Genomic DNA, 14,517 nt, shown 5'->3' with positions numbered 1-14,517 from the left:
CATATTTAAAGAATCTCCCATATGGTGCATCTAGGGTCAATCATGATATGATAGAAAACAATGAATGAATAGTCATTCAAAACCAAAGAGGGGGAGAACAAATGACGAAACAAACAGTGATTGTCACAGGAGGATCAAGCGGAATGGGGAAGGCAATGGCTGTCCATTTGGCACATGAAGGCTGGAATGTCGTGATTACTGGAAGAACAGAAGAAACGTTAGAAAAGGTAGCAAATGAAATAAAACAAAATGGCGGCTCGATCGCTTACTTCCAAATGGATGTGCGAAACCCAAAAGATGCTGATCAAATGGTCAAATTTGCCGTAGATACATTTGGCGATGTGGATGCTCTGATTAACAATGCTGCAGGAAACTTTTTGGTTCCAGCAGAAAAACTATCTCCTAACGGCTGGAAGGCTGTCATTGATATTGTATTAAATGGAACATTTTTTTGCAGTCATGCAGTGGGCAATTACTGGATTCGTCAAAAGAAAAGGGGAAGTATGGTCAATATGGTGGCGACCTATGCATGGGGTGCTGGTGTAGGTGTGGCGCATTCAGCGGCAGCAAAGGCAGGTGTTTTATCTCTCACTCGAACGCTTGCAGTGGAATGGGGAAAGCAATATCGAATTCGCGTTAATGCCATCGCGCCAGGTCCAATCGAGAGAACAGGTGGTGCGGATAAACTATGGGAATCGGAAGAGGCAGCGCAAAGAACATTAGATAGTGTTCCTCTTGGCAGACTTGGCACACCAGAGGAAATTGCAAAGCTTGCAAGCTTTTTATTATCTGAACAAGCGTCTTATATAAATGGAGATTGTATCACAATGGATGGGGGGCAATGGCTCAACCAATCCCCATTTTGAATGACGATGTAAGACCTGCTTTTGATGTGTTATAATCACACAAAGAGAGAAGCAGGTGATGAAAATGGTCGATCCATTGGATATTTTAACGAATATTGAAGATGTTTTCCCGCACTATCAAGCGATATTCAGTGCGGAAGAGCAAAAAGTGATAGGCTATGAGATTTTAGGAAGAATGAAGCTTGAGTCTGAAACAGTTAGCCTAGGCTCCTTCTTTACGGATTCATCTATTCCTGACGAATATAAAGTGGAAGTAGATCATAAAGTACTGACGCAAGCACTCGATCTTTTCACAACAGCAGATGATGATTTGCTCATTTTTATTAATCATGATGCCAATATCCTGATGCTTGATCATGGTGAAAGCTTTTTAGAACTCTTGAAGCGATATGAAGCAAGGGGCATTCAGCTTAATCGGTTTGTTATCGAATTTACAGAGCATACGTTTAGCGGCGATATTGAACAGCTTTACCATACGTTAACGTATTTTCGTACATATGGTATTAAAATCGCCATCTCGAATATCGGAAAAGAAAGCAGCAATCTTGACCGGATTGCCTTGCTCTCACCCGATCTATTAAAAATAGATTTACACGCATTAAGGGCATCGGCGCCGTCTCCTTCCTATGAATATGTCTTGTACAGCATTTCATTGCTTGCGAGAAAAATAGGGGCGGCTTTAATTTATGAAGACATTGAAGCAAATTTTCAGCTGCAATATGCTTGGAGAAATGGTGGCAGATACTTTCAAGGGTTCTATCTTCACGAGCCGGCGGCGGAATTAATTGACCGCAATAAACGAAAAGATCAGCTGAGAGAAGAATTCCAGCAATTTATTGCCCATGAGAAAAAGAAACTTCAAACTGTCTACGAACATTCTGAAACATTTTATAAGCGAATTCACCAAGCTGTCACGCCCTTAAAAAAATCATGCAGTACAAATGATGAACTCATCCAAAAGCTGGCATTAGAATTAACGGATTGCAGCTTTCGAATTTATATGTGTAATGAAGAAGGCTTTCAAATCACTGGAAATGTGTTTAAAAAAGAAAAAGAATGGCTATTTCAGCCTGAATATATCGAGAAAAACTGGAGCTGGCGTCCTTATTTCCTAGCAAATATTCTCCAAATGAGAATGAGCGGGAAAGGATTTTTCAGTGATATATACAGCGATTTAGAAACTGGTGAGAGGATACGTACGTTTTCTTACCCGTTAGAGGGAGATATGTATTTATTTATAGATCTTCCGTATGCCTATTTATATGAGCAAGATGGATTAATTTAAAAGTAAAGTGTGAAGATCATATTATCCATTTATTAACAATCTGAGTAGCCTTTTAGGCTGCTTTTTTTGATTGAAAAAAAGAAATAAAAAATGGTTGACAATGAAACTGATAATCATTATCATTTAGTTATAGAGAGAAGCTACTCTCTGTTCCCCAACCCCTCTATCAGATCAAGATCCAAAAAACTTGGCGCTACCCCCGCCAAGTTTTTTTTGTGCTTTTCATCTTCGCCTCATGCATAGGACATCCCAATCCTTCCATACATCTTAAGTGATGACAGTTAGATAGTAGGAGGGAACGTCATGATCAAACGCGACAAGCGGCTGCTGATTGATTTGCCAAGACCAGATCACCCAGATGCAAATGGTGCTGCTGCTGTGCAAGAATTACTCGGCGGAAAATTCGGCGAAATGTCCACATTAAATAATTACATGTTTCAATCCTTTAACTTTCGAGGAAAACGAAAACTCAAGCCGTTTTATGACCTCGTATCCAGCATTACGGCTGAAGAATTCGGTCACGTAGAGCTAGTGACCACAGCTGTGAACCTCATGATTACAGGGACCACTCATGGTGGAGATCCAGATACGACACCGATGAAAGCGGCTGTCGATAAACGAAATACACAGCATTTTATTCAAACGGCTCAAACAGGCTATCCGTTTGATTCCATGGCAAAACCTTGGACTGGAGAGAACGTGTTTTCAAGCGGAAACCTGATTCTTGACCTCCTTCATAATTTCTTCCTTGAATGCGGGGCTCGTACGCACAAAATGCGCGTATATGAAATGACAGATCATCCTACAGCTAGAGAGATGATCGGTTATTTACTTGTGAGGGGCGGTGTGCATGTTGTGGCATATGCAAAGGCGCTTGAGGTAGCCACAGGAGTAGATGTAGGAAAGATGCTGCCGATCCCAAACCTCGACAACAAATACTTTGATTCAGCGAGGAAATTTGAAGACCAAAATGTTCATACAAAGCTGTACACATTTAGTGATACGGATTACAAGGATATCAATAAGATTTGGAAGGGCAGCCATCCGATTGATGGAAAGCCGCTGACAGTGATTGAGGGCACCCCGCAAGGAGCACCTGTGCCAGATTATAGAGAATTACCGGAAGAGTTTGCCCCAGGCATTTCCAAAGAGGATTTTGACGAAATTGCCAAACGGCTGATGAGATCTGCAGGTTTATAAAAACATGGTGCATGAGATCAGAAAAAAGACTCAAACTAAAAAAACAGATTCTTTTTCTTTTTTTGAATTCAAGAGGAAAAATATCATCTGAGAACACTTTATGGTATGATGCTTTGTAGGACTTGTGTATAATCAATACGGGTTCATCTTGAGTTGTTTTTTTGAAAGGAGTCTTTTTTTAGAATGTCACAATTAATGGGTATCATTACAAGGCTGCAAAGTCTTCAAGAGACAGCAGAAGCTGCAAACGAACCGGCACAGCGTTATTTCGAAGTGAACGGTGAGAAAATCTGCAGTGTTAAGTATTTCGAAAAGAATCAAACGTTTGAATTGACTGTTTTTCAACAAGGGGATAAGCCAAATACTTTCCCATTTGACAACATTGATATGATTTCGATTGAGATTTTTGAGCTTCTACAATCCTAAGCTGAATCGTATGAAATGTTTTTTCTAAGGATTCCTTCGTTTATTTGCGGCAATATACATGTGTCATTTTTGGCAGTGTAATGGAAGATGATCAATCAGCGCACATTTCGGATAAGAGACCATTAAAAAGGAGTTCCTTTCTGTGAGTGATTCTTTTTACTACAATCTTTCTGAAGATCATTTAGCGTTTTCTGATGTCGTCATGAGAATGAAAGACTTTATTCGAAAAGACCCTAGATCCGCCTATGTGTTATCAATTGGTACGGACTCTCAGGTCAATCAAAATGTCACAAGATTTATGACTGCAATTCATCTCCACCGGATTGGCAAAGGGGCTTGGGGTTGCCTCACGCAACAAGTGATCAGCAGGCCTGTGCAAAGCCTTAGAGAAAAAATTTCATTAGAGACAGCGTTTAGCCAAAAGGTATGTGCAGACATCCTTGAGGGGCCTTTAACAGAACTGATGGATTTGCTTCTTCCGTTTGCTGAGGAAGGGGCAGACCTCCGTTTTGAAGCCCATCTGGATATTGGCAAAAAAGGAAGTACAAAAGATCTGATTCAGGAAATGACCGGAATGATCACAGCTATGGGAATTGAAGCTAAAATAAAACCCGACTCATACGCAGCATTTTGCTATGCCAATCGATACACAAAATAAATTCCGTCATTTTTCTCCAAACCTTGTCGAAACGTGCGGTTGACGATTCGATTCTAGTTCCTTATTCTAGCTGTATAGAGAGGAAGCAGACATTCAAAAGCCTGCTAATCAATATAAAAGCATATATGAAACAGGGGGCCTGATGTTGGATGAGCGTCATCGAAAATCGTTTTAATGAAGAAGAGAAAAAGCTATTATTAAACGTATTGCTGAATCAGGAATATGCTGTCGAATTACTAAGCAGTGAGATCAATGATATAGAATGTGGAACAAAAAATGTCGATGACAATACGTATAAGCAATTGATCACATTGTATGACAGAGTAAGATTTGAGAATTAATATTGATTTAACATTCTATTAGATACTCGGGAGCTGAGTATCTTTTTTATGCAGAAAAAATCTTTCGACAAATTTCGTTTTAGTTTATGCTTAATGGTAAAGGGGAATGTATGATTGATGATTGATAGAAAAGGGGTCGAAGAAACATGATAGAGATAGAACCAACTCAATTGCTTGAGTCAACGGTAGCCGAGCATATGATTGATGCAGATAAAGTGGCACATGTTCAAATTGGAAATAACCTTGAGCATGCTCTATTGGTCCTTACAAAAACAGGATATACAGCCATCCCGGTATTAGATCCTTCTTATCACCTGCATGGGTTAATTGGAACGAATATGATCATGGATAAGATCTTTGGTTTAGAACGAATTGAATTCGAAAAGCTGGACCAACTGAAGGTAGAAGAGGTTATGCTTACTGATATCCCAAGGCTTAAAACGACGGATCCTGTGCTAAAAGGCGTTCACGCTGTAACGAATAATGGATTTGTTTGTGTCGTAAATGAGGAGCAAGTCTTTGAAGGAATATTTACACGACGTGTTGTATTAAAGCGCTTAAATGAAGTGATTCATGCCGCGAAAAAATGAGCTGAAACCCAGCTTATTTTTTTTTGCCTTCATAAGCTATAATTTATATAATGATCATATGGAATAAGAAAAACTTATAGAGAGAAGGGGGACGCCCATGCAGCTTCAGGAGTTACATATGCTTGTTGTGCTAAGTGAAGAATTGAATATGAGAAAGGCTTCGGAGCGGCTCTTTGTCTCTCAGCCTGCTTTATCTCAAAGATTGCAGACGATCGAAAAAGAGTGGGGAACCAAAATCTTTTTTCGTTCTCAGAAAGGGCTCACCGTAACTTCAGCAGGTGAACAGATCATTCAATTTGCAAAAGAGGTGACGGTTGAGCAAGATCGAGTGAGAGAACGAATCGATGAACTTGAAGGGGAAATTCACGGTACACTAAAGCTTGCGGTTGCATCCATTATTGGACAGCACTGGTTGCCAAAAGTGTTAAAGCGATATGTCGAAAAATACCCAAATGCGAAGGTATCACTTGTGACCGGCTGGAGTAGTGAAATGCTCAAAAGCTTATATGAGGACCATGTGCACATTGGGATCATTCGCGGAAACCCTGATTGGAAAGGAACAAAGGAATATTTGATGACAGATCATTTATATTTAGTCGATTCTGTTATCAAAGACGTGGACGAGTTAATCGAGACAGAACGCCCGTTTATTCAATTTAAAAGCGACAGCACGTATTATCAGGAAATCCAGCACTGGTGGCATCAAAAATTCAAAGTGTCTCCAAAGCAGACGATTCTAGTGGACCAGATTGAGACGTGTAAACAAATGGCCTACCACGGCATCGGCTACGCCATTTTGCCTTCGGTCACCTTATACGATCACGAAAAAAGTGTTCATAAAACACCGCTTGTTGACGTGAATGGAGAGCAAATCGGACGTGACACATGGCTGCTAGGCTATGAAGCTTCTTTTCAATTGAAACAGGTACAAGCATTTGTTGGTGTGGTCAAAGAAATGCTTGAAAGTGATGCGGTGTAAGCACCTTCTTGGAATAGGAGGTGCTTTTTTTAGTTGAATGATCATTTACTTATTGCACGATATCAAAGCAACAGATAGATGGAGCGAATCATAGAGGAGACTTCGATCTTATGAAAAACAATCAATTAATCAAAATCAACAAACCTGAATGGGGAGATCATTTGCGCGCGAGGTGGCGTGAACGTTTTGCTAGTCATCTTTCAATTAAAGAACAAAACGAGATATCAATAGATGATTTTTTATGGCATTTATGCAGTTTTGAAATGGTTACATGCCTTGAAAAGGCTGAAGCGATAGATGCATTTCTTCAACAATCAAAGGATAAATGTACTGTTTTTTATCAATTTGTTGACGATGCATATCTTTTCGAAAATGCCAGCTCTCTTTCCACCAATGATTTACCATATCAATCTCATAATATGGATTATAACGATATGTATGTGATGGATTGGAATGAAAAGTGGACATTTGTAATGACACACGAAACGGATTATGGACCATATTTTATTCGAATAGATGAAACGAACGAATGAGGAACCGATGATCTCTTCGATACGAAAAACCCGCCATCCAATTGGAATGAGCGGGTTTTTCATTGGGTTATAGTGTTGATTTGGTCAAAGCTTTTTTATGAAATCATTTGACAATGAAAATCATTATCATTTAAAGTGTACATATAATAATTGAAAATGATTATCATTTAGATGAGGTGACCGATAGATGAAAGCACTAATTGCATTTGCGAGTATGTCTGGTAATACAGAAGATATGGCAGCAATCATAAAGCAAACACTAGAAGGAAAAGGGATCGATACAGAGATGTTGGAATTTGATGATACAAGCGCAGAGGACCTTTCTTCATACGATTATGTGTTCATCGGTTCTTATACATGGGGCGATGGTGATTTACCTTATGAAGCTGAGGACTTTTATGAAGAGGTCTCCACGCTTGAACTAAATGACATCAAAGCAGCTGTGTTCGGATCTGGAGATTACAGCTACCCGAAGTTTTGTGAGGCTGTCCATACATTTCATGACATGCTTAAAGCAACCGGTGCAACTGTATTTCCTGAAACATTGAAAATGGAGCTTGCGCCTGATACCGATGAGGATGTGGCGTGCTGTCAGGAATTTGCGACAAGCTTTTTAACGTGGGCGGCGTTATCTGAGAAACGAGTTGAAAATCATGTTTCATAAAGGAGCGACAGCTGTTGCTGCATCTAAAAACGGTGGATACTTTGTTGCTGTAAAACGTGAAGGTATTTTTCACTACAGTGTGGAGCGCGGGTGACAGCAACTGTTTAAGCTCAAGCATAAAATTCATGCCATCAGCTATATTGGACCTTATTTATTCGGTGTTGGTGAAAATGGCACAGTGATTAGATCAGGAGATGAAGGCCATACATGGGCGCTATCATCATTTCCAACAAATGCAGTCGTTTGGTCTATTACAGGACGCAAAGATGGGTTTGTGTGTGCACATGGAAAACATAGTATTTATGTGTCAAATGATTTCGGGATTTCCTGGGAAATTACGAAGCCATTTGCTCACGTGAACCACCCGCCTGTCATTCGTTCTTTATGTGCTGCGGGTGATCACCTTTATATTGGAACACAGATTCATGAGGTTCACGGAGGAATATGGGTGTATGACTTGGAGAGTGAACAGGTTTTTCTCCTAAACAGAGAGGAACACCGAATGACAGCTTCTATGCTGCTCTGTCAGGAGCATCTACTTGTTTGCGCATTGGGGTCAAAAAAAGGTAAAAAGGGGTCTGTTCAAATTTTAGATTTACATACCAATATGCTGCATGATATTCAATCACAAGCCTTTGCTAGAGAGGAATCATTCTTGGATGTGTCAGAGGATAATGGCATTGTGTATGTGACGACTTCACAAGACGAACACGGGTTTTCTAAAGTGTATCAGCTTGATATTGAGCAAAAAGAGCTTAAATGGTTTGATACGATCAAAGGACACGGTTTTCGTGTAGCCAATCAAAATGAAAACTTTTTCTGTGCTGGTTTATATGAAAGCAAGTTTGTGAGGCCATATGAGGAGCCGGCATTGATTCATTGATAAGGAGGAAGAAAAAGTGACAGAAAAGGTTTTACTGGTGTATGCCACGATGTCTGGGAATACAGAAGCGATGGCAGATTTAATTGAAAAAGGAATAACAGAAGCAGGAGCTAGCGTGGACCGTCATGAAGCGATGGATATTGATGCAGAGCTTCTCAATGATTACACGCACATTATGTTAGGTGCGTACACATGGGGAGATGGTGACCTTCCTGATGATTTTATTGATTTATATGAAGAAATGGAAGAGCTTGATTTAACGGGAAAAGCATTTGCTGTATTCGGTTCCGGGGATACATCTTATGAGCATTTTTGCGGAGCTGTTGACCTAATCGAAGAAAAAGTGAAGGAGCTTGGCGGTGACATTGTCCTGCCATCCGTCAAGATCGAGCTAAATCCAGAAGGAGAAGAAGAGGAGAAATTGATTTCTTTTGGCAAGCAATTTGTTCATCTTCACCAGCAGGAAGCGGGGTAATCGGTCCCGCTTGTTTTATTTTCCATTGAAGAGTCAACTCTTTCACTTGTCATTAAAACTCTCCTTTGGTACAGTAATGAAGTATAAATTAAGAGGAGGACATACATACATGAAACAAATGGACGCTAATGAAATTATTTCATTTATTCAAAATAGTACAAAATCAACACCTGTCAAAGTCTACATTAAAGGTGATTTAGAAGGTATTGAGTTTGGTGAACATGCAAAAACGTTCATCACAGGAAACACTGGAGTTGTTTTCGGTGAGTGGAGCGACATTCAAGAAGCGCTAGAAACGAACAAAGACAAAATTGAAGATGTTGTCGTGGAAAATGACCGCCGCAACTCTGCAATCCCGATGTTAGATTTAAAGAATATTAAAGCACGTATTGAGCCAGGTGCGATCATTCGTGACCAAGTTGAAATCGGTGATAATGCAGTCATCATGATGGGGGCTTCTATTAATATCGGTTCTGTGATCGGCGAAGGTACGATGATTGACATGAACGTGGTGCTTGGTGGCCGTGCGACAGTAGGTAAGAACTGTCATATCGGTGCTGGATCTGTTCTTGCAGGTGTCATTGAGCCGCCGTCTGCTAAACCAGTTGTCGTAGAAGATGAAGTTGTCATCGGTGCGAACGCTGTTGTTCTAGAAGGTGTGACAATTGGTAAAGGTGCAGTCGTAGCTGCTGGTGCGATCGTTGTGAACGATGTAGAGCCTTACACAGTTGTAGCAGGTACACCTGCAAAGAAAATCAAAGACATTGATGAAAAAACAAAAGGTAAAACAGAAATTAAACAAGAACTGCGTCAGCTTTAATTCAAATAATTCGCAGCTGAAGACATAGACGTGGATGATATATCCACGTCTTATTCGTATAGAGGAAAGGAAGCGAGTTCACTTGTTAAATCGTGAGCAATTGATATCCATTCGAAGAGATTTACATCAAATCCCTGAGCTTGGTTTTAAGGAATTCAAAACACAAGCGTACCTCATCAATCATCTTGGTGCTTATTCAAAAGATCGAGTTGAGATAGAAACTTGGCGAACTGGACTTTTTGTCAAAGTAAAGGGAACAAATCCTGAGCGCGTATTTGCTTATCGTGCAGATATGGACGGTCTGTCTATTCCTGAGGACACAGGGTATCCATTTCAATCAGTACATGAAGGGAAGATGCATGCGTGTGGACATGACCTTCATATGACCATCGCACTTGGGGTCATTGATCATTTCGTTCATGAGCCAATCAAAGAAGATCTATTATTTATGTTCCAGCCGGCAGAAGAAGGTCCAGGCGGAGCTGAACCGATGCTTACAAGTGATGTGCTGAAAAAGTGGACGCCAGATTTTATTACAGCGCTGCATATTGCACCTGAGTATCCTGTCGGAACGATAGCCACAAAGCCAGGGCTGCTTTTTGCCAATACGAGTGAGCTTGTAATTGATCTTGAAGGAAAAGGCGGGCACGCTGCTTACCCTCATTTAGCGAATGATATGGTTGTGGCTGCGAGTGCACTTGTAGGTCAGCTGCAATCGGTTATTTCTCGTAATGTCGATCCTCTTGATAGTGCGGTCATTACGGTTGGCACGATTACAGGAGGAACGGCTCAAAATATCATTGCGCAGCATGCGAAGCTTGATGGCACCATTCGTACACTTTCACCAGAATCTATGGAAAAAGTGAGAAAGCGAATTGAAGCACTAGCAAAAGGGATTGAAATTGGCTACGAATGCAAGGCAACCGTGCGATATCCTTCATCTTATTACGAAGTGGACAATTCAAAGGAACTGACAGAGGAATTCATGTCATATGTTGCCGGAGAAGGGCTTGCGAATGTGGTTGAATGCAGAGAAGCCATGACAGGAGAAGATTTTGGCTACATGCTGAAAAAATACCCTGGATTCATGTTTTGGTTAGGGGTCGATTCAGAATATGGCCTGCATCATGCAAAGCTCATGCCTGATGAAAAAGCGATTGAAACAGCTGTAAACGTTATGACAGCTTATTTCAAAAAGCAAGCAGGGGAATGAATAATCAAGCTGCCTCCTGTACACCTTATGAACAGGAGGTGTTCTTGATTATGACAAGAATTGGTGTAGAACCATCTTTATCCGATGTAGAAGAACTACTGAAGCAAAAAGGATATGACGTCGTACGTATTCAAAATGAACAGCAAATGGATCAGTGTGACTGCTATGTTGTCACAGGACTAGATTCAAATGTTCTTGGCATCTCAGACACAACGACAAAAGCATCTGTGATTACCGCGTCAGGTATGACGGCTGATGAAATTTGTCAAGAAGTAGAACAGCGTGTTCAATAAAACAAATAAGAAAAAGAACCGGTAGATGATCATCCCGGTTCTTTTTGCTCTTTTTCTATATCGAGAACTTCTTTCATTTTTTTGCGCAAGATTCGTTCTACCCGCCATTGCTCCATTGTTTCGGTTTTTGCAATGATGCGCAGTACAAGGGAAGAGGATCCGAACGCCTCCACGCCGACAACTTGAGGGCCTTCGATAATTTGAGGAATGTCCTCCCGCACTTCATTACACGCAGCTTGAAGAGCTGTGATCATTTGATCCACATTCTCTTCTGGAGATAGCTCGATATCGACGAGTGCCTGCATAGTCCCTCTTGAATGATTGCTCACGTTCAATATGCTTCGATTTGGAATAAAATGAAGGGTGCCGTCAAAGCTTCGAAGCTGCGTGGTTCTAAGTCCAATTTGTTCTACGATCCCATCAAAGCCAGCAACTGTTATATATTCTCCCACATCGAATTGTTTCTCCAATAAGATAAAGAATCCTGTCACAATATCACTCACTAGCCCTTGAGCGCCAAAGCCGATTGCAAGCCCCACAACGCCTGCCCCAGCTAATAAAGCGGTCGGGTTATAATGAAATAAGTCGAGGATCATGACCACTAGAATAAAAACCAATAAGTAGGCGAAAATATTTAACGTAAGACTTTGCAGCGTTTGAGCTCTTGACAAAGAGACATCATGCTTTTCAGAGAATGTGGAATAGGCACGCTTAATCATCTTATTTCCGATGGCTCTAATGATAAAATAAATCGCGAAAATAGCGATTAGTTTTAGCAAAATCATACTGCTATTGAGGATAATGGAAACCCAATCTACTTGTTCAAATGCTTTCATGATCTTCAAAACCTTTCTATGTATGCTCTAATAGAGAAGCTAATCATTTGTTCCCTTCTGCAAGACATGTTAAACTTTTGTTAAGTGGAGTAAGAGATTGTGACAAATCGTTAATTAAATTTATTATTAATTAATATTGACTAAAAACCGCTTAAGTATTATAATTGTAATTGTGAAGTTATTAACTAAATGAGAATTTCAACTTTTGATTCTCATTTTATATACAGCTTAGAAGTCTGTATAAAGATATTATTTTTGGAGGGATTTACATATGGCAGAGCGTTTTGTAGGAAAACAAGCTCCACGTTTTGAAATGGAAGCAGTACTTGCTAACAAGGAATTTGGTAAAGTGAGTCTAGAAGAAAACATGAAGAATGACAAATGGACAGTTCTTTTCTTCTACCCAATGGATTTCACATTTGTTTGCCCAACTGAAATTACAGCAATGAGCGATCGTTATGATGAGTTCGAAGATTTAGATGCTGAAATCATTGGTGTATCTACTGATACAATCCATACGCATCTTGCTTGGATCAACACAGACCGTAAAGACAATGGTCTAGGTGAATTGAAATATCCGCTAGCTGCTGACACAAACCACACAGTATCTAGAGAATACGGCGTTTTAATTGAAGAAGAAGGAATTGCACTTCGCGGTTTATTCATTATCAACCCAGAAGGAGAACTTCAATATCAAACAGTATTCCACAACAATATCGGTCGTGATGTAGATGAGACATTACGTGTTCTTCAAGCATTACAAACTGGTGGACTTTGCCCAGCGAACTGGAAGCCTGGTCAAAAAACACTTTAATTGATAGCTGAAGAAACAGAAGGGTCTAACTAATGTTAGACCTTTTTGTTTCGACACATACAATGGATGGAGGCGCTTCATAATGAAATTACGTCAACCAATGCCAGAACTAACTGGTGCAAAAGAATGGTTAAATGGAGAAGTAACAAAAGAAGATCTAATTGGTGAGAAACCAACATTGATTCATTTCTGGTCAGTCAGCTGTCATCTTTGTAAAGAGGCAATGCCTCAAGTCAATCAATTCCGTGATGAATACAAGGATCAACTAAACGTGATAGCCGTTCATATGCCGCGTTCAGAGGATGACCTAGATCTGGATAAGATCAAGGAAGTTGCGAAAGAGCATGAAATCACGCAGCCAATTTTTGTGGACAGTGATCATAAATTAACAGAAGCCTTTGAAAATGAATATGTACCAGCATATTATGTATTTGATAAAACAGGTGCTCTGCGCCACTTCCAAGCTGGCGGAAGCGGAATGAAAATGCTTGAGAAACGTGTCAATCGAGTGCTTTCTGAGTCTGAAAAGGCTGCAGAATAGGCTTTCCCCCATAAATGGGGGTTTTTTCATGGACAAAAATAGGCGACCTATTGCACGGAATGGACTTCGCCTTCCTAAGAAAAGAGAAATTGAGGGAGTTTATAAAAAAATATTCCTGAAACAAAAAGGTATAACGACCTATTTACATTTTTGTTTTGAAATGAAAATGTAAAGATTTTAACTTTTTACTATTCAGAACGTTTTTGCACAAAAGAAATTTCAGTTTAGTAAATAACGATGTAAATCAAGTAGTATAAGTGTTTATTCAAATTTTTTACAATATTTTAAGGTTTGTCAAAAGCCTTTAGTGGCAATGAAATGGATGCCGATTGTTCCTCTTTGGCAAAATTTTAGTTGAAAATACCTATCTGATAACAAACTGTAAAATGATAAAAAAATAGTTGATAAAATTAGTTTTCTAATCTAATATTTACTATAGAATATTTTTTATATGATGAGGGGGAAATCCATTGTTTAATGAGAGGGAAGCGTTACGATTACGATTGGAACAATTAAACGAAGCAGAAGTAAAGGTCATCCGTGAATATCAAATTGAGCGAGATGCGATTTATGCAAAATTAAGAGAATTAGATCGTCAAGGAACAGGTCTAGTGTCAGATACAAAAAAAGAAGTGCGTACAGAAAGAAAAACGGATTCACTGCCTGTATTAGCTGAACTGGCTGCACAAGAAATGAGAAGCTACCAGCCGCCTGCACAATCACAATCAAATTCTGCATCAACTTTAGGAACAGGACAGCTAAACGGTGCACCTGTAGGTATTCCTGAAGGATCTACAAGACGCAGAAGAGGCACAGCCCGCCCTGGTTCAAAGGCAGCTAAGCTTCGTGAAGCTGCGATTAAAACGTTAAAGCGTCATAATGCAGCGATTAAAAGCTCTGAACTTCAAAAAGAAATTGAAAAAGAGAGCGGTCTTGAAATTCCAAATATGACAACGTTTATGCAAAGCTTAATTAAAATGTATCCTGAAGTGAAAAAGCCATATCGCGGACAGTATATTTTAGAAGGCGATATTCAAACAGAAGACGAATAAATAAAAAAGAAACTGCTGACGAAAAGCCAGCAGTTTTTTTATTGCGAG

At 39.9% G+C, this 14,517-nt stretch carries 19 protein-coding genes; 18 read left to right on the top strand and 1 reads right to left on the bottom strand.

Annotated elements, in window-relative coordinates:
* Positions 1-101: 101 nt before the first annotated feature.
* The 15 genes from fadH (at position 102) to MHI11_RS12635 (ending at position 11,226) form a co-directional block, all read left to right on the top strand.
* Entirely contained in the window at positions 102-866 is a 765-nt protein-coding gene (gene fadH / locus MHI11_RS12705; protein WP_340961182.1) for a 2,4-dienoyl-CoA reductase, read from the top strand.
* 64 nt (positions 867-930) lie between these two features.
* The gene (locus tag MHI11_RS12700) at positions 931-2,151 is read left to right on the top strand and encodes an EAL domain-containing protein (RefSeq protein ID WP_106065829.1); all 1,221 of its coding nucleotides are present in this window, start codon (positions 931-933) and stop codon (positions 2,149-2,151) included.
* 303 nt (positions 2,152-2,454) lie between these two features.
* Positions 2,455-3,351, top strand: coding sequence for a manganese catalase family protein (locus MHI11_RS12695; protein ID WP_003210823.1), 897 nt, complete (start codon positions 2,455-2,457; stop codon positions 3,349-3,351).
* 183 nt (positions 3,352-3,534) lie between these two features.
* Positions 3,535-3,777 (top strand): YkuJ family protein, encoded by a 243-nt coding sequence (locus MHI11_RS12690; protein ID WP_003212254.1) that lies wholly within the window; start codon positions 3,535-3,537, stop codon positions 3,775-3,777.
* Between the two features lie 142 nt (positions 3,778-3,919).
* Positions 3,920-4,435 (top strand): ribonuclease H-like YkuK family protein, encoded by a 516-nt coding sequence (locus tag MHI11_RS12685; RefSeq protein WP_003212504.1) that lies wholly within the window; start codon positions 3,920-3,922, stop codon positions 4,433-4,435.
* Positions 4,436-4,584: 149 nt separating this feature from the next.
* The gene (gene abbA, locus MHI11_RS12680; RefSeq protein ID WP_003210802.1) at positions 4,585-4,776 is read left to right on the top strand and encodes an antirepressor AbbA; all 192 of its coding nucleotides are present in this window, start codon (positions 4,585-4,587) and stop codon (positions 4,774-4,776) included.
* 146 nt (positions 4,777-4,922) lie between these two features.
* Positions 4,923-5,366: a cyclic-di-AMP-binding protein CbpB gene (gene cbpB, locus MHI11_RS12675; protein WP_003210874.1), complete on the top strand. Its 444-nt coding sequence runs from the start codon at positions 4,923-4,925 to the stop codon at positions 5,364-5,366.
* Positions 5,367-5,463: 97 nt separating this feature from the next.
* Positions 5,464-6,345, top strand: a complete 882-nt coding sequence (locus MHI11_RS12670) for a LysR family transcriptional regulator (protein ID WP_003211236.1) — start codon at positions 5,464-5,466, stop codon at positions 6,343-6,345.
* Positions 6,346-6,455: 110 nt separating this feature from the next.
* Positions 6,456-6,878, top strand: a complete 423-nt coding sequence (locus tag MHI11_RS12665; RefSeq protein WP_340910592.1) for a DUF4275 family protein — start codon at positions 6,456-6,458, stop codon at positions 6,876-6,878.
* Positions 6,879-7,065: 187 nt separating this feature from the next.
* Entirely contained in the window at positions 7,066-7,542 is a 477-nt protein-coding gene (locus MHI11_RS12660) for a flavodoxin (protein WP_044142059.1), read from the top strand.
* Between the two features lie 100 nt (positions 7,543-7,642).
* Positions 7,643-8,425, top strand: a complete 783-nt coding sequence (locus MHI11_RS12655; RefSeq protein WP_340962324.1) for a WD40/YVTN/BNR-like repeat-containing protein — start codon at positions 7,643-7,645, stop codon at positions 8,423-8,425.
* Between the two features lie 16 nt (positions 8,426-8,441).
* Positions 8,442-8,900, top strand: coding sequence for a flavodoxin (locus MHI11_RS12650; protein WP_034662756.1), 459 nt, complete (start codon positions 8,442-8,444; stop codon positions 8,898-8,900).
* A 109-nt stretch (positions 8,901-9,009) separates the two neighbouring features.
* A complete protein-coding gene (dapD, locus tag MHI11_RS12645; protein ID WP_044142056.1) occupies positions 9,010-9,720 on the top strand; it encodes a 2,3,4,5-tetrahydropyridine-2,6-dicarboxylate N-acetyltransferase in 711 nt (236 codons plus the stop codon).
* Between the two features lie 34 nt (positions 9,721-9,754).
* Entirely contained in the window at positions 9,755-10,933 is a 1,179-nt protein-coding gene (locus tag MHI11_RS12640; protein WP_111912637.1) for an N-acetyldiaminopimelate deacetylase, read from the top strand.
* Between the two features lie 50 nt (positions 10,934-10,983).
* Positions 10,984-11,226 carry a YkuS family protein gene (locus tag MHI11_RS12635; protein WP_003211408.1) on the top strand — a complete coding sequence of 81 codons (243 nt, stop codon included), beginning with the start codon at positions 10,984-10,986 and terminating at the stop codon, positions 11,224-11,226.
* Positions 11,227-11,255: 29 nt separating this feature from the next.
* On the opposite strand, the gene MHI11_RS12630 is transcribed toward MHI11_RS12635, so the two are convergent.
* On the bottom strand, positions 11,256-12,062 hold the full coding sequence (locus MHI11_RS12630) for a mechanosensitive ion channel family protein (protein WP_340910598.1): 807 nt from the start codon (positions 12,060-12,062) through the stop codon (positions 11,256-11,258).
* 271 nt (positions 12,063-12,333) lie between these two features.
* Between MHI11_RS12630 and ahpA the strand changes: the two genes are divergently transcribed.
* The 3 genes from ahpA to rok all read left to right on the top strand — a co-directional run bounded on the left by ahpA (position 12,334) and on the right by rok (position 14,469).
* Entirely contained in the window at positions 12,334-12,876 is a 543-nt protein-coding gene (gene ahpA, locus MHI11_RS12625) for a biofilm-specific peroxidase AhpA (RefSeq protein WP_003211758.1), read from the top strand.
* A gap of 82 nt (positions 12,877-12,958) precedes the next feature.
* A complete protein-coding gene (locus MHI11_RS12620) occupies positions 12,959-13,417 on the top strand; it encodes a TlpA family protein disulfide reductase (protein WP_050945138.1) in 459 nt (152 codons plus the stop codon).
* A gap of 470 nt (positions 13,418-13,887) precedes the next feature.
* Positions 13,888-14,469: a transcriptional regulator Rok gene (gene rok / locus MHI11_RS12615; protein ID WP_044142051.1), complete on the top strand. Its 582-nt coding sequence runs from the start codon at positions 13,888-13,890 to the stop codon at positions 14,467-14,469.
* The last annotated feature ends 48 nt before the right edge of the window (positions 14,470-14,517 follow it).

The organism is Bacillus sp. FSL K6-3312 (genome assembly GCF_038007485.1).
Classification (GTDB): Bacteria; Bacillota; Bacilli; order Bacillales; family Bacillaceae; genus Bacillus; species Bacillus pumilus.
This window is presented reverse-complemented; position numbering and strand designations above follow the sequence as displayed.